The organism is Pseudomonas sp. 18.1.10 (assembly GCF_024655625.1).
Lineage (GTDB): Bacteria > Pseudomonadota > Gammaproteobacteria > Pseudomonadales > Pseudomonadaceae > Aquipseudomonas.
Map to the genome: position 1 here is coordinate 28,087 of NZ_JANLGL010000029.1, position 15,983 is coordinate 44,069.

The following is a 15,983-nucleotide window of genomic DNA, read 5'->3' on the forward strand; positions in this document are numbered from 1 at the left end:
GTCAACGCCGTGGGCGCCTACGTGATCTACACCTCCGGCTCCACCGGCCAACCCAAGGGCGTAATCAACGACCACGCGGGTGTGGTCAACCGCTTGCTGTGGATGCAGGACGCCTACGGCCTCAAGCCCCACGACCGGGTCTTGCAGAAAACCCCGTTCAGTTTCGACGTGTCGGTGTGGGAGTTCTTCTGGCCGCTGTTCACCGGCGCACGGCTGGTGATGGCGCGCCCCGGCGGGCACAAGGACCCGCTGTACCTGCGCGATGTGATCGCGGCCGAGCAGATCACCACGCTGCACTTTGTGCCGTCGATGCTCGACGTGTTCCTCGCCCAAGGCGATGTGCGCCAGGCGGCCGGGCTGGTGCGCGTGATGTGCAGCGGCGAAGCCTTGCCCGGCAGCCTGGTGCGGCGCTTCAAGCAGCAACTGCCGGGAATAGGCCTGTACAACCTGTACGGCCCCACCGAAGCCGCCGTCGACGTGACCGCGTGGAACTGCGCACGCCCCGAGGTGGCGGACAACACGCCGATCGGCAAGCCCATCGCCAATACGCGCATGTATGTGCTGGACGCGCAGTTGCAGCCGGTGCCGCTGGGGGTGGTCGGCGAGTTGTTTATCGGCGGTGTGCAAGTGGCGCGGGGTTATCTGAACCGGCCTGAACTGACCGCTGAACGTTTCCTCAAAGATCCGTTCAGCAGCGGCCGCATGTACCGCACCGGCGACCTCGGGCGCTTCCTGCCCGACGGCAATCTGGAATACCTGGGCCGCAACGATGACCAGGTGAAAATCCGTGGCCTGCGCATCGAACTGGGGGAAATCCAGGCGCGCCTGTTGGAGCATCCCCAGGTCCAGGAAGCCGTCGTGGTCGCCCGCGACGAGCGCCTCGTCGCCTATTACACCGGCACACGGGCCAGCGACTTGCGTGAACATCTGCTGCGCGGCCTGCCGGAATTCATGGTGCCCGCGTTGTTTGTACACCTCGACGCCTTGCCCTTGAGCCCCAACGGCAAGCTCGACCGCAAGGCCCTGCCGGCGCCGGATGTAGAGGCGCTAAGTGCACACGCGTACGAAGCGCCCGAGGGCGACACCGAGATCCTGCTGGCGCAGCTCTGGGCCGAACTGCTCAAGGTGGAGCGGGTCGGGCGCCAGGACAATTTCTTTGAACTGGGCGGGCACTCGCTGCTCGCCGTGAGCTTGATCGGGCGCTTGCGCCAGGTGGGCATGGAAGCCGATGTGCGTGCGTTGTTCGAACAGCCGACCCTGGCGGGCTACGCCGCAATAACTGAACGAATGGAGATCGTCCTGTGAGCATCCTCGAACTGCTGGCGACACTGAAAACCAAGGATGTACAACTGGCGCTCAAGGGCGAGCAATTGGCGGTGCAAGGCAACAAACAGGCGTTGAGCGACCCGTTGATCCTCGCCGCCTTGCGTGAACACAAGCCGGCGTTGATCGAGCTGCTGAAAGCCGGTGAATACGCGGCCGCCAATGAGGTGCCGGCCAATGCCATTCCGGCCGATGCCGAGCACCTCACGCCGGCCATGCTGACCTTGTCCAGCCTGAGCCAGGACGAGATCGAGCGCATCGTCGCCAGCGTCGACGGTGGCGTGGCGAATATCCAGGACATCTACCCCCTGGCGCCGTTGCAGGAAGGCATCTTGTTCCACCATGTGCGCACCGCCCAGGGCGACCCCTATGTGATGCAGTCGCAGTTCGCCTTTGACAGCGTCGAGCGTTTCGACGCGTTTGCTCAAGCCCTGCAAGGCGTGATCGAGCGCCATGACATCCTGCGCACCGGCGTGGTGTGGGAGGGCGTGCAGCAGCCATCGCAAGTGGTGTGGCGCAACGCTTGCCTGCCGGTGCAGGCGGTGGAACTGGACCCGGCCGCCGGCGATATCGCCGCACAACTGCACGCCCGTTTCGACGCGCGCCACTACCGCCTGGACGTGACCCAGGCGCCGCTGCTACGCCTGGCCTGGGCGGCGGACCCGGCGCAGCAGCGCATCGTGGCGATGCTGTTGTTCCATCACATGGCCCTCGACCACAGCGCCCTGGAGGTGGTGCGCCATGAAATGCAGGCGTTCCTCCAAGGGCAGGGCGCGCAGTTGGGCGCGGCGGTGCCGTTTCGCGACTACGTGGCCCAGGCGCGGCTGGGGGTGAGTGAGCAGGAACATGAGGCGTTCTTCCGGCAGATGCTCGGGGATGTGGTCGAGCCGACCTTGCCCTTTGGCTTGCAGGACGTGCAGGGCGATGGCCGGGGCATCAACGAACTCGACTGGCCGCTGGCGGACGCGCTCAACCAGCGCCTGCGCGCCCAGGCGCGGCTGTTGGGGGTGAGCGTTGCCAGCCTGTTCCACCTGGGCTGGGCCCGGGTGTTGAGTGCGCTGGCGGGCAAGTCCCAGGTGGTGTTCGGCACGGTGCTGATGGGCCGCATGCACGGCGGGCACACCACGGAGCGCGCCTTGGGGATTTTCATCAACACCCTGCCGTTTCGCCTGGATGTGGGCGGTGAAGACGTGCGCAGCGCCGTCAAGGCCACCCACGCACGCCTCACCGGCCTGCTGCGCCATGAACATGCGCCGCTGGCCCTGGCCCAGCGGTGCAGCGGCGTGCTGGCGCCGACGCCGTTGTTCAGCACCTTGCTCAACTATCGCCACAGCGCCACCGGCAGCAGCGACGCGCAGGCGGCATGGCAGGGCATCACGACGCTGCGCTCGGATGAACGCACCAATTACCCGCTGACCCTGAGTGTGGATGACCTGGGTGACGGCTTTATCCTGCGCCTGCTGGCGACCACCCAGGTCGATCCGCAGCGTGTCTGCGCCTACCTGCAAACCGCCCTCGAGAATCTGGTGACGGCGCTTGAGCAGGCGCCGTTGACGGCGTTGGGCCAGCTCGCGGTGGTGCCCATCGCCGAACAGCAGTTGCTGCTGGAACAGTTCAACGCCACCGGGGCCGATTTCCCCCAGGGCAGCACACTGCACGGGCGCATCGAAGCCCAGGCCGCCCTCACGCCCGACGCCATCGCCGCCGTGCAGCAAAGCCGGCAACTGACCTATAGCGAGCTGAATCAACAAGCCAACCTGCTGGCCCATCATCTGCTCGCTCTTGGGGTGAAGCCTGACCAGCGCGTGGCCGTCGTCGCGCGCCGTGGCCTCGACACCCTGGCCGGCTTGCTCGCGGTGCTCAAGGCGGGCGCCTGCTATGTGCCGATTGACCCGTCGCACCCGGCCGAGCGCCTGCACTACCTGCTCAGCGACAGTGCGCCGGTGGCGGTGCTCACCCAGCAGGCGTTGCTGGAGCGCTTGCCGGCCCTCGATATGCCGGTGATCCACCTCGACCGCTACACCTGGCAGCACCATTCGGCGGGCAATCCCCAGGTGGCGGTGACGCCGGCACACCTCGCCTATGTGATCTACACCTCCGGCTCCACCGGCCAGCCGAAAGGCGTGATGGTGGAACACCACACGGTGGCCAACCTGGTGGACTGGCATTGCCAGGCCTTCGACCTGCGCGCCGGGCGCCACACCGCCAGCGTTGCCGGTTTCGGCTTTGATGCGATGGCCTGGGAAGTGTGGCCGGCCCTGTGCGTGGGCGCGACCCTGCACCTGCCACCGGCCCAGGACGGCAATGAGGACATCGACGCACTGCTGGCCTGGTGGTGCGCGCAGCCGTTGGATGTGAGCTTCCTGCCGACGCCGGTGGCCGAGTACGCCTTCAGCCAGCACATCGAGCACCCGACGTTGCGCACCTTGCTGATCGGCGGCGATCGCCTGCGCCAGTTTGGCCGTGGGCAGCGCTTCGAGGTAATCAACAACTACGGCCCCACCGAGGCCACGGTGGTGGCCACGTCGGGCAAGGTCGAGGCGGGGCAGCCGTTGCATATCGGCAAACCCATCGCCAATGCCACGGTGTACCTGTTGGATGAACAACTGCGTCCGGTGCCGTTGGGGGTGGCGGGGGAGTTGTATGTGGGCGGCAAGGGCGTGGCGCGCGGCTATCTGCACCGCCCGCAGCTGACGGCCGAACGCTTCCTGCACGACCCGTTCAACGCCGGGCGCATGTACCGCACGGGCGACCTGGCGCGCTGGTTGCCCGATGGCAACCTGGAGTACCTGGGGCGCAACGACGATCAGGTGAAGATTCGCGGGGTGCGCATCGAACTGGGTGAAATCGAAAGCCAGCTCAACCAACTGCCCAGCGTCCAGGAAGCGGTGGTGCTGGTGCGCGAAGAACGCTTGGTGGCGTACTTCACCGAGAACCCGCAGTTCGACGCACTGACGGTAGGCGAAATCCGCGCGCACTTGCAGGCGCACCTGCCGGACACTCTGGTGCCGGTAGCTTACGTAAAACTGCCTGCACTGCCCCTGACCGCCAACGGCAAGCTCGACCGCAAGGCCCTGCCGGCGCCGGACATGGCCGCCGTCTTCAGCCGCGAGTACGCCGCGCCCGAGGGCGAGATCGAAAGCGTGCTGGCGCAGATCTGGGCCGATGTGTTGCAGGTTGAGCGCGTAGGGCGACGGGATCACTTTTTCGAACTGGGCGGGCATTCGCTGCTGGCGATGCGCATGGTCTCGCAGGTGCGCCAGCGCCTCGGTGTGGAGCTGTTGCTCGGCGACCTGTTCGCCAACGCCGAACTGGCCGCCGTCGCCGACGTATTGGCCAGCGCCGGGCGCAGCACCTTGCCGGACATCCTCCCGGCCAATCGCGACGACGCCGTGCCGCTGTCGTTCGCCCAGCAACGCCTGTGGTTCCTCGCGCTGCTGGAAGGGGCCAACACCGCCTACAACATTCCCATCGGCCTGCGTTTGCGCGGGCAATTGCATGTGGAGGCGCTGCAACGGGCGCTGGCGCGGATTGTCGCGCGGCATGAAACCCTGCGCAGCCGCTTCGCCCAGCACGGCGACGAGGCGCGGGTGCTGATCCTGCCACCGGAAGACGTGCTGCCCCTGCAAGTGCAGGACCTGCGCCACCACGCGCAACCGCAGCAGGCGCTGGAGGCGTTGATCCACGGCGAGGCGTCCGCGCCGTTCGACCTGGAGCGCGGCCCGCTGCTGCGCGGGCGCTTGATCGTGATGGCCGACGATCACCATGTGCTGTTGCTGACCCTGCACCATATCGTCTCCGATGGCGGCTCCATGGGCGTGCTCACCCGCGAATTGATGGCGTTGTACAAGGCGTTCAGCCTTGGGCAAGCCGACCCGTTGCCGCCGCTGGCGATCCAGTACGGCGACTTTGCGGTGTGGCAGCGCCTGTGGCTCAGCGGTGAAGTGCTGCATCGGCAAAGCGCTTACTGGCAGCAAGCGCTGGCCGGTGCGCCGGTGTTGCTCACCTTGCCCACCGACCGCCCGCGCCCGGCGCGGCAGGACTACGCCGGCAGCAGCGTCGAGGTGCGCCTGGATGAGCGCCTGACGGCCGCGCTCAAGGCCCTAGGCCAACGGCATGGCACCACGCTCTACATGATCCTGATGACGGCGTGGGCGTCGCTGTTGACGCGGCTGTCCGGGCAGTCGGAGTTGGTGATCGGCTCCCCCGTGGCCAATCGCAACCGCGTCGAGGTGGAAGGGCTGATCGGCCTGTTCGTCAACACCCTGGCGGTGCGCATCGACACCTCGGGCGACGTGAGCAGCGAAGCGCTGTTGGCGCGGGTCAAGGCCCAGGCGCTGGCCGCCCAGGCCCATCAGGACCTGCCGTTCGAGCAAGTGGTGGAAATCACCCGGCCCACTCGCAGCCTGGCCCACAGCCCGGTGTTCCAGACCTTGCTCACCTGGCAGGACAGCAGCGCGCCGGCCCTGGCCTTGGGCGACCTGGCGCTGGAAGGCATCGTCGAACACAGCCACTTCGCCAAGTTCGACCTGTCCCTGGACCTGGGCGAAGTGCAGGGCGCCATTCTCGGCGCGCTGGAATATGCGCAGGCCTTGTTCGATGAAGCCACCGTGCGCCGTTATGCCGGTTACCTCACCCGCGTGTTGCAGGCCATGGTCGATAACGATCAGGCGGTGCTGGCGCATGCGCCGCTGGTGGATGAGCGTGAGCGCCAGCAGCTATTGGGTGAATTCAACGCGACCGAAGTGGCTTACAACCTCGACCAGACCTTGCACAGGATGTTCGAAGCGCAAGTGGCCCGCACGCCGCAAGCCATTGCGCTGAAGGCGGGCGACCTTGTGTTGACCTATGCCGAGCTGAACGCACGGGCCAACCAGTTGGCCCATCACCTGCTGGCGCAGGGCGTGCAGGTGGATTCGCGGGTGGCGATCTGCGTGGAGCGTGGCGTGGACATGGTGGTCGGCCTGTACGCGATCCTCAAGGCCGGCGCCGCCTATGTGCCGCTGGACCCGGCGTATCCGCCAGAACGCCTGGCCTACATGCTTGCAGACAGCGCGCCAGTCGTGGTGCTGGCCCAGGCATCGACGCGCGCGCTGTTGGGCGCGGTAGCGGTGATCGACCTGGAGCAACCGACCTGGTTGCAGCAATCCACCGACAACCCGCAGGTCAGCGCCGTGGGCGCCTACGTGATCTACACCTCCGGCTCCACCGGCCAACCCAAGGGCGTAATCAACGACCACGCAGGTGTGGTCAACCGCTTGCTGTGGATGCAGGACGCCTACGGCCTGACTGCCGCTGACACGGTCTTGCAGAAAACCCCGTTCAGCTTCGACGTGTCGGTGTGGGAATTTTTCTGGCCGCTGTTCACTGGCGCGCGGTTGGTCATGGCGCGCCCGGGTGGGCACAAAGACCCGCTGTACCTGTGCGAAGTGATCGCGGCCGAGCAGATCACCACGCTGCACTTCGTGCCGTCGATGCTCGATGTGTTCCTCGCCCACGGCGACATCGCCCAGGCCGCCGGCTTGGTGCGTGTGATGTGCAGCGGCGAAGCCTTGCCCGGCAGCTTGGTGCGGCGTTTCAAGCAGCAGTTGCCGGGCAGCGAGCTGCACAACCTGTATGGCCCGACCGAAGCGGCGGTGGATGTGACCGCCTGGCATTGCGCGGGCGCCGTCACGCCGGATAACACGCCCATCGGCAAACCCATCGCCAACACGCGCATGTACGTATTGGACGGGCAACTGCAACCGGTGCCGCTGGGGGTGGTTGGCGAACTGTTTATCGGCGGTGTGCAAGTGGCGCGGGGGTATCTGAACCGGCCTGAGCTGACGGCCGAACGCTTCCTCAAGGACCCGTTCACCGGCGCGCGCATGTACCGCACGGGTGACCTCGGCCGCTATCTGCCCGACGGCACTCTTGAATACCTGGGGCGCAATGACGATCAGGTCAAGATCCGTGGCCTGCGCATCGAACTGGGGGAAATCCACGCCCGTCTTATCGACTATCTGGGCGTCGATGAAGCCGCAGTGATCGCCCGCGACGAGCGCCTGGTGGCCTATTACACCGGCGTGCGCAGCGAGATCGACGCCCTGCGCACCCACCTGTTGCAGCACCTGCCGGAGTTCATGGTGCCAGCGCTGTTCGTGCACCTCGACGTGCTGCCCCTGAGCCCCAACGGCAAGCTCGACCGCAAGGCCTTGCCCGCACCGGGCGCGGATGCGGTGCTGGTCCGCGACTACGAAGCGCCCCAGGGCGATACGGAAATCGCCCTGGCCAGCCTGTGGGCCGAATTGCTCAATGTGCAGCGGGTGGGGCGTCACGACGACTTCTTCGCGCTGGGCGGCCATTCGCTGTTGGCGGTGAGCCTGGTGGGGCGCATGCGCCGCCTCGGGCTGTCGGCGGATGTGAAAGTGTTGTTTGCCCAGCCGACGTTGGCGGCGTTGGCCGCCGCGCTGGGCGGCGGGCGCGAAGTCGCGGTGCCGGCCAATCGTATTGCACCCGATTGCACGCACATCACCCCGGACATGCTCGCGCTCATCACCCTGGAGCAAGCGGCCATCGACCGTGTGGTTGCCTGCATCCCCGGTGGTGCGGCGAATGTGCAGGACATCTACCCGCTGGCGCCATTGCAGGCCGGCATGCTCTACCACCATCGCGCCGCGCAGGGCCGCGACGACTATGTGCTGCGTGCGCAGTTCGCCTTCGACAGTCGCGCGCGTCTGGACGCATTTGCCCAGGCCTTGCAGGCGGTGATCCAGCGCCATGACGCGTTGCGTTCATCGTTCCATTGGGAGGGCCTGGAAGAACCGCTGCAAGTGGTGTGGCGCGAGGCCGTGCTGCGCGTGGAAACGGGGCCGTTGCCGCCACGCCTGGACCTGGCCCAGGCGCCGTTGATGCGCCTGGTGTACGCCGAGGAACCGCAGCGCGTGGTCGCCACCTTGCTGTTCCACCACCTGGTGATGGACCACATCGCCCTGGACATCCTGCAACACGAGATGCAGGCGTTCCTGCTGGGCACCCCGCACACCCTCGGCGCGCCTGTGCCGTATCGCAACTATGTGGCCCAGACCCGCCTGGGTGTGGACGATCATGCGGCGTTCTTTAGCGAGATGCTCGGCGCCATCGATGAGCCGACCGCCGTCGAAGCGTTGGGCGCCGACGAGCACGTCCAGCGCCAGCTTGATGCGCCGTTGAGCCAGCGCCTGCGGGCGCAGGCACGGCAAGCGGGCGTGAGCGCCGCGAGCCTGATGCACCTGGCCTGGGCCCATGTGCTGGGCAAGGTCGCGGGCCGCGAGCCGGTGGTGTTCGGCACGGTGATGCTCGGCCGTTTGCACGGTGGTGACGGCGCCGAGCGCGCCATCGGGGTGTTTATCAATACCTTGCCGCTGCGGGTCGATCTGGGTGAGCACAGCGTACTGGATGCGTTGCGCGCCACCCACGGGCGCCTGACCCAGTTGCTCAGCCATGAACACGCGCCGCTCGCGCTGGCCCAGCGGTGCAGCGGCGTGCCGGTGGGCACGCCGTTGTTTGGCACGCTGTTCAACTATCGCCACAGTGCCGCGCCGGTGGGCAGCCAGGGCTGGCAGGGGATTCAAGTGCTCAAGGCCGAGGAACACAGCAACTACGGCGTGTCCCTGAGTGTCGATGACCTGGCGGATGGGTTCACCTTGACGGCCGTGGGCCAGGGTGCGCGGCGTCTCTGCGACTACCTGCACACCGCCGTGGAGCAACTGGTGCAGGCGTTGGAGCACGACAGCGCGGTTGCCATCGGCCACTTGCCGATCCTGTCGATTGCCGAGCGCCGGCGGTTGGCCGGATTTAATGCCACCACGCGCCTGTTCCCCCGGGAGCACACGGTACAGCGCCTGTTCGAAGCCCAGGCCCAGGCGCGGCCTGACGCGCTGGCCGTGGTGGAGGGCGCGCAACGGTTGAGTTATGGCGAGCTGAACCGTCGCGCCAACCGCCTGGCCCATCACCTGTTGGGGCTGGGGGTGCGGGCCGGCGATAACGTTGCGCTGCTGTTGCCGCGCTCCGTGGACCTACTGGTCAGCCAACTCGCCGTGCTGAAGTGCGCGGCTGCCTATGTGCCGCTGGACATCCACGCGCCCGCCGAGCGCCAGGGGTTCATGCTGCAAGACAGTGCCGCCGCCTGCGTGTTGACGCGCAGCGATGCCGTGGTCGATGGCGCGGTTCAACGCCTGGACCTGGACACCCTGGCCCTCGACCCGCAACCGAGCCACAACCCCGGCCTGTCGCAGTCGTCGGAGAGCGTGGCGTACATCATGTACACCTCCGGCTCCACCGGCACGCCCAAAGGCGTGTTGGTGCCCCATCGCGGCATCACGCGGCTGGTGCTCAACAATGGCTATGCCGACTTCAATGCCAGCGACCGCGTGGCGTTCGCTTCCAACCCGGCGTTCGACGCCAGCACCATGGACGTGTGGGGCCCGTTGCTCAACGGTGGGCAGATCCAGGTGATCGACCACGCCACCGTGCTCGACCCGGTGGCGTTCGGCGCGGCCCTGGCCGAGGTGACGGTGCTGTTCGTGACCACCGCGTTGTTCAACCACTATGTGCAACTGATCCCCGAGGCCCTGGCGGGTTTGCGCATCCTCCTGTGTGGCGGCGAGCGCGCCGACCCGGCGGCGTTTCGCCGCCTGTTGGCGCGGGCGCCGGCATTGCGCCTGGTGCATTGCTACGGGCCGACGGAAAGCACCACCTACGCCACCACCCATGAAGTGCGCGCGTTGGCCGCTGACGCCGACAGCGTGCCCGTCGGCCGGCCGATCTCCAACACCCAGGTGCATGTGCTGGATGCGCACTTGCAGCCCGTGCCGTTGGGCGTGGCCGGGGAAATCTGCATCGGTGGCGATGGCGTGGCCCTGGGCTATTTGAATCGCCCCGCGTTGACCGCTGAGAAGTTCGTGGCCGACCCGTTCAATGGCGGCGCGCTGCTGTACCGCACCGGCGACCTTGGCCGCTGGACGGCCGACGGTCTGCTGGAGTGCATCGGGCGCAATGACGACCAGGTGAAGATCCGTGGTTTCCGTATCGAACTGGGCGAGATTGAAGCGCGTCTCGGCGCCTTGGCGGCCATCCAGGACGTGGTGGTGCTGGCCCGCGAGGACGTGCCGGGAGACAAGCGCCTGGTGGCGTATTTCACCTGGGCGGCGCAGCCCCTGGAGATCGACCAGGTGCGTGCCCATCTGCTCGAGCAATTGCCGGAGTACATGCTGCCGTCGGCCTATGTGGCGCTGGCGCGGTTGCCGCTGACCGGCAATGGCAAGGTGGATCGCAAGGCCTTGCCCGTGCCGCCATTGCAGGCGCTGGTCAGCCGTGCATTCGAAGCACCGGCCGATGCGCTGGAGCAAACCCTGGCACAGCACTGGGCCGAGGTGCTGAAGCTGGAACAGGTGGGGCGCCATGACAGCTTTTTCGAGCTGGGCGGGCATTCGTTGCTGGCGATCCGCCTGGTGAACGTGTTGGAGGAGGCGGGGTTGCCGGTGTCCCTGGCCGAGCTGTTCCAGCATGCCAATGTGGCCGCCGTCGCGGCGCTGTTGCGCCAGCGCAGCGACGCGCCGCTGGGTGACAGCCCGGTGGTCACGGTGCGCAGCGCTGGCAGCCAGGCGCCGTTGTTCCTGGTCCACGAATTCAGCGGCATGGACGTGTATTTCCCGGCGCTGGGCCAGCATCTGCCCGGCGACTATCCGATCTATGGCCTGCCAGGCGTGGCCCTCGGCGAGCCGCACCTGAACAGCATGGAGGGCCTGGCCGCGCGGTTGGTCGGCTTGATCCGCGGCATCCAGCCCCATGGCCCGTATCGGTTGGCTGGCTGGTCGTTTGGCGGCGTGCTGGCCTACGAAGTGGCGATGCAGTTGCTGGGGGCGGATGAACCGGTCGCGTTCCTCGGTTTGCTCGACAGCTACGTGCCGCGCCTGACCGACCAAGGCAAGGCGCGCTGGAGCGGGGCGGATGCGCTCAAGCGCCAGTTGCTGTTGCAGTGCACGGCGTACTGGAAAAGCCAGGACCGGGCAGATTTGCTGGCGCGCCTTGGGCAGTTGGACGCGGACATGGCCCAGCTGGAATTTGCCGAGTTGCTGCACCGCTGCCGCGCGGTCGGCTTGCTGCACGCGCAAATGGCGGCGGCGACGGATGCCGACCTGGCGCATTACCTGGCACGGGAAGTCGGGCATGGGCATGCGCTGGCGCACTACAGCCTGTTCCCGTTGCCGATGACGGTGCATCTGTTCAGTGCGCAAGAGCGGCCCACCGAGTTGGCGCGGCGTAGCGTTTCCCTGGGCTGGGAGGCCGCGCTGGTGCCGGGCCAATTATGCCAAGTGCAAGTGCCGGGCGATCACCAGAGCATGATGCAGGCGCCGCATATCCAGGCGCTGGGCCAGGCAATCACCGGGGCACTGGCGAGCTGCACGCCCGTGGCGCAGGCGGCACATTCACCGTTGCTGCGCATTCAGGGCGGGCGCGCCGGGCATGCGCCGCTGTTCTGCGTGCCGGGGGCGGGGGACAGCGTCACCGGTTTTGTCGGCTTGAGCGAAGCCCTGGGGCGCGACTGGCCGCTGTTTGGCTTGCAGCCCCGTGGCCTGGATGGCGAGGCGGTGCCCCACAGCCAGGTGGAAGCGGCGGCGCGGGCGAATCTGGCGGCGCTGGCGCAGGAGTCTGCTGAAGGCCCGGTGCATCTGGTCGGGCATTCGTTTGGCGGCTGGGTCGCGCTGGAGATGGCGTTGCAGTTGCAGGCGCAAGGGCGCGAGGTGGCGTCGCTCACGGTGATCGACAGCGAAGCACCGGGTGGTGCGGGCCGCGCGTACACGACCACGGCGGCGTTGCTGCGCTTGATCGAGTCGATGCAGTTGGCGGCGGGCAAGTCGTTGGGGATCGACCCGCTGGACTTCGCCGGGCGCGATGAGGTGGCGCAGCGCCAAAGCTTGCATGCCGGCATGGTCGCGGTCGGTTTGTTGCCGGCGCGGGCCAGTGTGGCGGCGATGGACGGGCCGGCGCGCACCTATGGGGCGGCGTTGCGCACGGTGTACCGGCCGGGGCGGCGCTTTGACGGCGTGGTGCGCCTGGTATTGGCGCAAGACCCGGCATTGGATGCGGCGGGCAATCAGCGCGAGCAGGGCGTGATGATCGAGGGCTGGCGCCGCCAGGGCAGGGAGTTGGAGGTGTGGTATGGCGGCGGCAATCACTTCACCTTGCTCAAGGCGCCGAATGTGCAGGGGCTTGCCCAGTGGTGGTTACAAGGTGCGGTGGTGCGAGAGGGCGTTTCGTGACGGATGTACACCGAACCCAGTGTGGGAGCGGCGGTGCGACGATTCGACTTGCTCGCGAATGCGGTGGTTCAGTTGGAACATCTTTGACTGACACACCGCTTTCGCGAGCAAGCCCGCTCCCACATTTTTGAACCGTGCCCGCGCTAGAGCGCATTTCACCCCTTGTTTATGGTCATTTATGCACACTTCAAAATTTCGCAAAGCGGGTCTGTTCAGCGTGTTGGCCATTGCCATTGGCCTGATTGTCTACACCGTGCAAGCCCCCGCCGAGGGCCCGCAGTACCTCACCGCGACGGCCGAGCGCGGTGATATCGAAAACGCCGTGTTGGCCACCGGTTTGCTGGAGGGTATCAAGCAGGTCGACGTCGGCGCCCAGGTGTCCGGGCAGTTGAAGTCGCTCAAGGTCAAGGTTGGCGACAAGGTGAAGCAGGGCCAGTGGCTGGCGGAAATCGATCCGTTGATCCTGCAGAACACCCTGCGCAAGGCCCAGGTCGATGAAGAAAACCTCCAGGCCCAGCGCCGCGCGACGGCGGCGCAGCTCAGGCAGGCGCGCTCGGTGTATGAGCGCTACAGGGGCTTGCAGGATGACGAGTCGGTGTCGCGCCAGGATTTCGAGAGCGCTGAATCGACGTTCCAGGTGCAGCAGGCCAACCTGTTGTCCCTGGATGCGCAGATCAAGAGCGCGCATATCCAGATCGACACCGCCAAGATCAACCTGGCCTACACGCGGATCGTCGCGCCCATCGATGGCGACGTGGTCGGCATCGTCACCCAGGAAGGCCAGACGGTGATCGCCAGCCAACTGGCGCCGGTGCTGCTGAAGCTGGCGGACCTGGACACCATGACCGTCAAGGCCCAGGTCTCGGAGGCGGATGTGATTCATATCAGCCCTGGCCAGAAGGTGTATTTCACCATCCTCGGCGAGGCCGACAAGCGCTACTACGCCACGCTGCGCGGTACGGAGCCGGCGCCGCAGAACTTCCTCGAAACCCAGGCTGCCGGCACGCCCAAGCAGAACACCGCTGTGTTCTATAACGCGCTGTTCGACGTGCCCAACCCCGGCCATCGCCTGCGCATCGCCATGACCGCCCAGGTGCGCATCGTGCTCGCCACCGCCCAGGCGGCGTTGATCGTGCCGGTGGCGGCGCTCGGCCCGCGCAACAACGACGGTCGTTATGCCGTGCGGGTGCTCGACGCCAAAGGGCGGGCGCAGGCGCGTGAGGTGCAGACCGGTATCAATAACAACGTCAAGGTGCAGATCCTCGACGGCCTGGCCGAGGGCGACACCGTGGTGATCGGCGACGCCACGCCCGCCGTGGCGGGGAACTGACGGATGAGCCAGCCACTGTTGGAACTCAAGGGCATCACCCGCAGTTTCATGGCCGGCGAGCGTGAGTTCATTGCGCTCAAGGGCATCGACCTGACGATCGAGGCCGGGGAAATGCTGGCGATCATCGGCGCGTCGGGTTCGGGCAAGTCCACCCTGATGAACATCCTCGGCGGCCTCGATTACGCCACGGCCGGCAGCTACAAGATCAACGGCATCGAGACCCGCTCGTTGGGCGACGAGCAGTTGGCCGAGTTGCGCCGCGACTACTTCGGGTTCATCTTCCAGCGTTACCACTTGCTGACGCACCTGAGCGCGTTGCACAACGTGGAAATGCCGGCGATCTACGCCGGCACGCCGCAAACCCAACGCCACAGCCGCGCGCGGGAGTTGCTCGCGCGCCTGGGCCTGGCCGGGCATGTCGGCCATCGCCCAAGCCAGCTCTCGGGCGGGCAGCAGCAGCGGGTGAGTATCGCCCGCGCCTTGATGAACGGCGGTGAAGTGATCCTCGCCGACGAACCCACCGGCGCCCTCGACACGGCGAGTGGCAAGGAGGTCATGCAGATCCTCGCCGAGCTGCATGCGGCCGGGCACACGGTGATTATCGTCACCCATGACCCCAAGGTGGCGGCCAACGCGCAGCGCATCGTCGAGGTCAGCGACGGTGAAATCGTCAGTGACACGCGCAATACCGGCCTGGAGCTGCCCGGCGAAGCGCCGATTGAACCCAAGCGCAGCGGCGCGCGACGCCTGGTGGCGAGCCTGGGGTTGTTCAAGGAAGCGTTCAACATGGCCTGGGTCGCGCTGGTGTCCCACCGCATGCGCACTTTGCTGACCATGCTCGGGATTGTCATCGGCATCACCTCGGTGGTGTCGATCTCGGCCATCGGCGAAGGCGCCAAGCGCTATGTGCTCAAGGACATCCAGGCGATTGGCAGCAACACCATCGATATCTTTCCCGGCAGCAGTTTTGGCGACAGCCGCGCGTCGGCCATCGAGACGTTGCTGCCCTCGGATGTGGACGCGTTGAACCAGCTGTATTACGTGGACAGCGCCACGCCGGTGGTGGGCCGCCACCTGTTGCTGCGCTTTGGCAATATCGACCTGGATGCGCAGGTCAATGGCGTCAGCGAACGTTATTTCAAGGTCAAGGGCCTCAAACTCGAAGCCGGCATCGCCTTCAGCGAAAGCGACGCGCGGCGCCAGGCGCAAGTGGTGGTGATCGACCACAACACCCGCCAGCGCCTGTTTGGGCCCAACGTTGACCCGTTGGGCCAGGTGATCCTGGTGGGCAACCTGCCGTGCACGGTGATTGGCGTGACCGCCGACAACAAGAACATGTTTGCCGCGAGCAAGGCGTTGAACGTGTGGGTGCCTTACGAAACGGCGGCGGGGCGCTTGCTCGGGCAGCGCCATCTGGACAGCATCACCGTGCGCATCAAGGACGGCCAGCCGAGCAAGGTGGTGGAAGACAACGTCAACCAGCTGATGCTGCAACGCCACGGCACTAAGGATTTCTTCACCAACAACCTCGACAGCATCATGCAGACGGTGCAGAAAACCAGCCGCTCGCTGGCGTTGCTGCTGTCGTTGATCGCGGTGATTTCCTTGCTGGTGGGCGGCATCGGGGTGATGAACATCATGTTGGTGTCGGTGACGGAGCGCACCCGTGAGATCGGCATTCGCATGGCGGTGGGGGCGCGGCAGTCGGATATCCGCCAGCAGTTCCTGGTGGAGGCGGTGATGGTGTGCTTGATCGGCGGGATCATCGGGATCGCGCTGTCGTATGCGTTGGGCGGGTTGTTTTCGCTGTTTGTGAAGGAGTGGGAAATGGTGTTTTCCCTGGGCTCGGTGGTGACGGCGTTTGCCTGTTCGACGTTGATCGGCATTGTGTTTGGGTTTGTGCCGGCGCGGAATGCGGCGCGGTTGGACCCGATTGAGGCGTTGGCGCGGGATTGAGTCGGACGAGATTTTTCTGAACAATCAAAGTCAAAAATGTGGGAGCGGGCTTGCTCGCGAATGCGGTGAATCAGTCACCTGATGCATTGGCT

General features: G+C 66.3%; 4 protein-coding genes. All 4 read left to right on the forward strand.

The genetic code is table 11. From position 1 onward, the window contains the following. Positions 1 to 9: 9 nt before the first annotated feature. On the forward strand, positions 10 to 1,305 hold the full coding sequence (locus NUV89_RS29905; RefSeq protein WP_374684465.1) for an amino acid adenylation domain-containing protein: 1,296 nt from the start codon (positions 10 to 12) through the stop codon (positions 1,303 to 1,305). Continuing rightward, positions 1,302 to 12,605, forward strand: coding sequence for a non-ribosomal peptide synthetase (locus tag NUV89_RS07740; RefSeq protein WP_257780853.1), 11,304 nt, complete (start codon positions 1,302 to 1,304; stop codon positions 12,603 to 12,605). Before NUV89_RS29905 ends, NUV89_RS07740 begins: the two co-directional genes overlap by 4 nt. Before the next feature lie 178 nt (positions 12,606 to 12,783). Then, positions 12,784 to 13,935: a macrolide transporter subunit MacA gene (gene macA / locus NUV89_RS07745; RefSeq protein WP_257780854.1), complete on the forward strand. Its 1,152-nt coding sequence runs from the start codon at positions 12,784 to 12,786 to the stop codon at positions 13,933 to 13,935. A gap of 3 nt (positions 13,936 to 13,938) precedes the next feature. After that, on the forward strand, positions 13,939 to 15,891 hold the full coding sequence (locus NUV89_RS07750) for a MacB family efflux pump subunit (RefSeq protein WP_257780855.1): 1,953 nt from the start codon (positions 13,939 to 13,941) through the stop codon (positions 15,889 to 15,891). Positions 15,892 to 15,983: the final 92 nt, after the last annotated feature.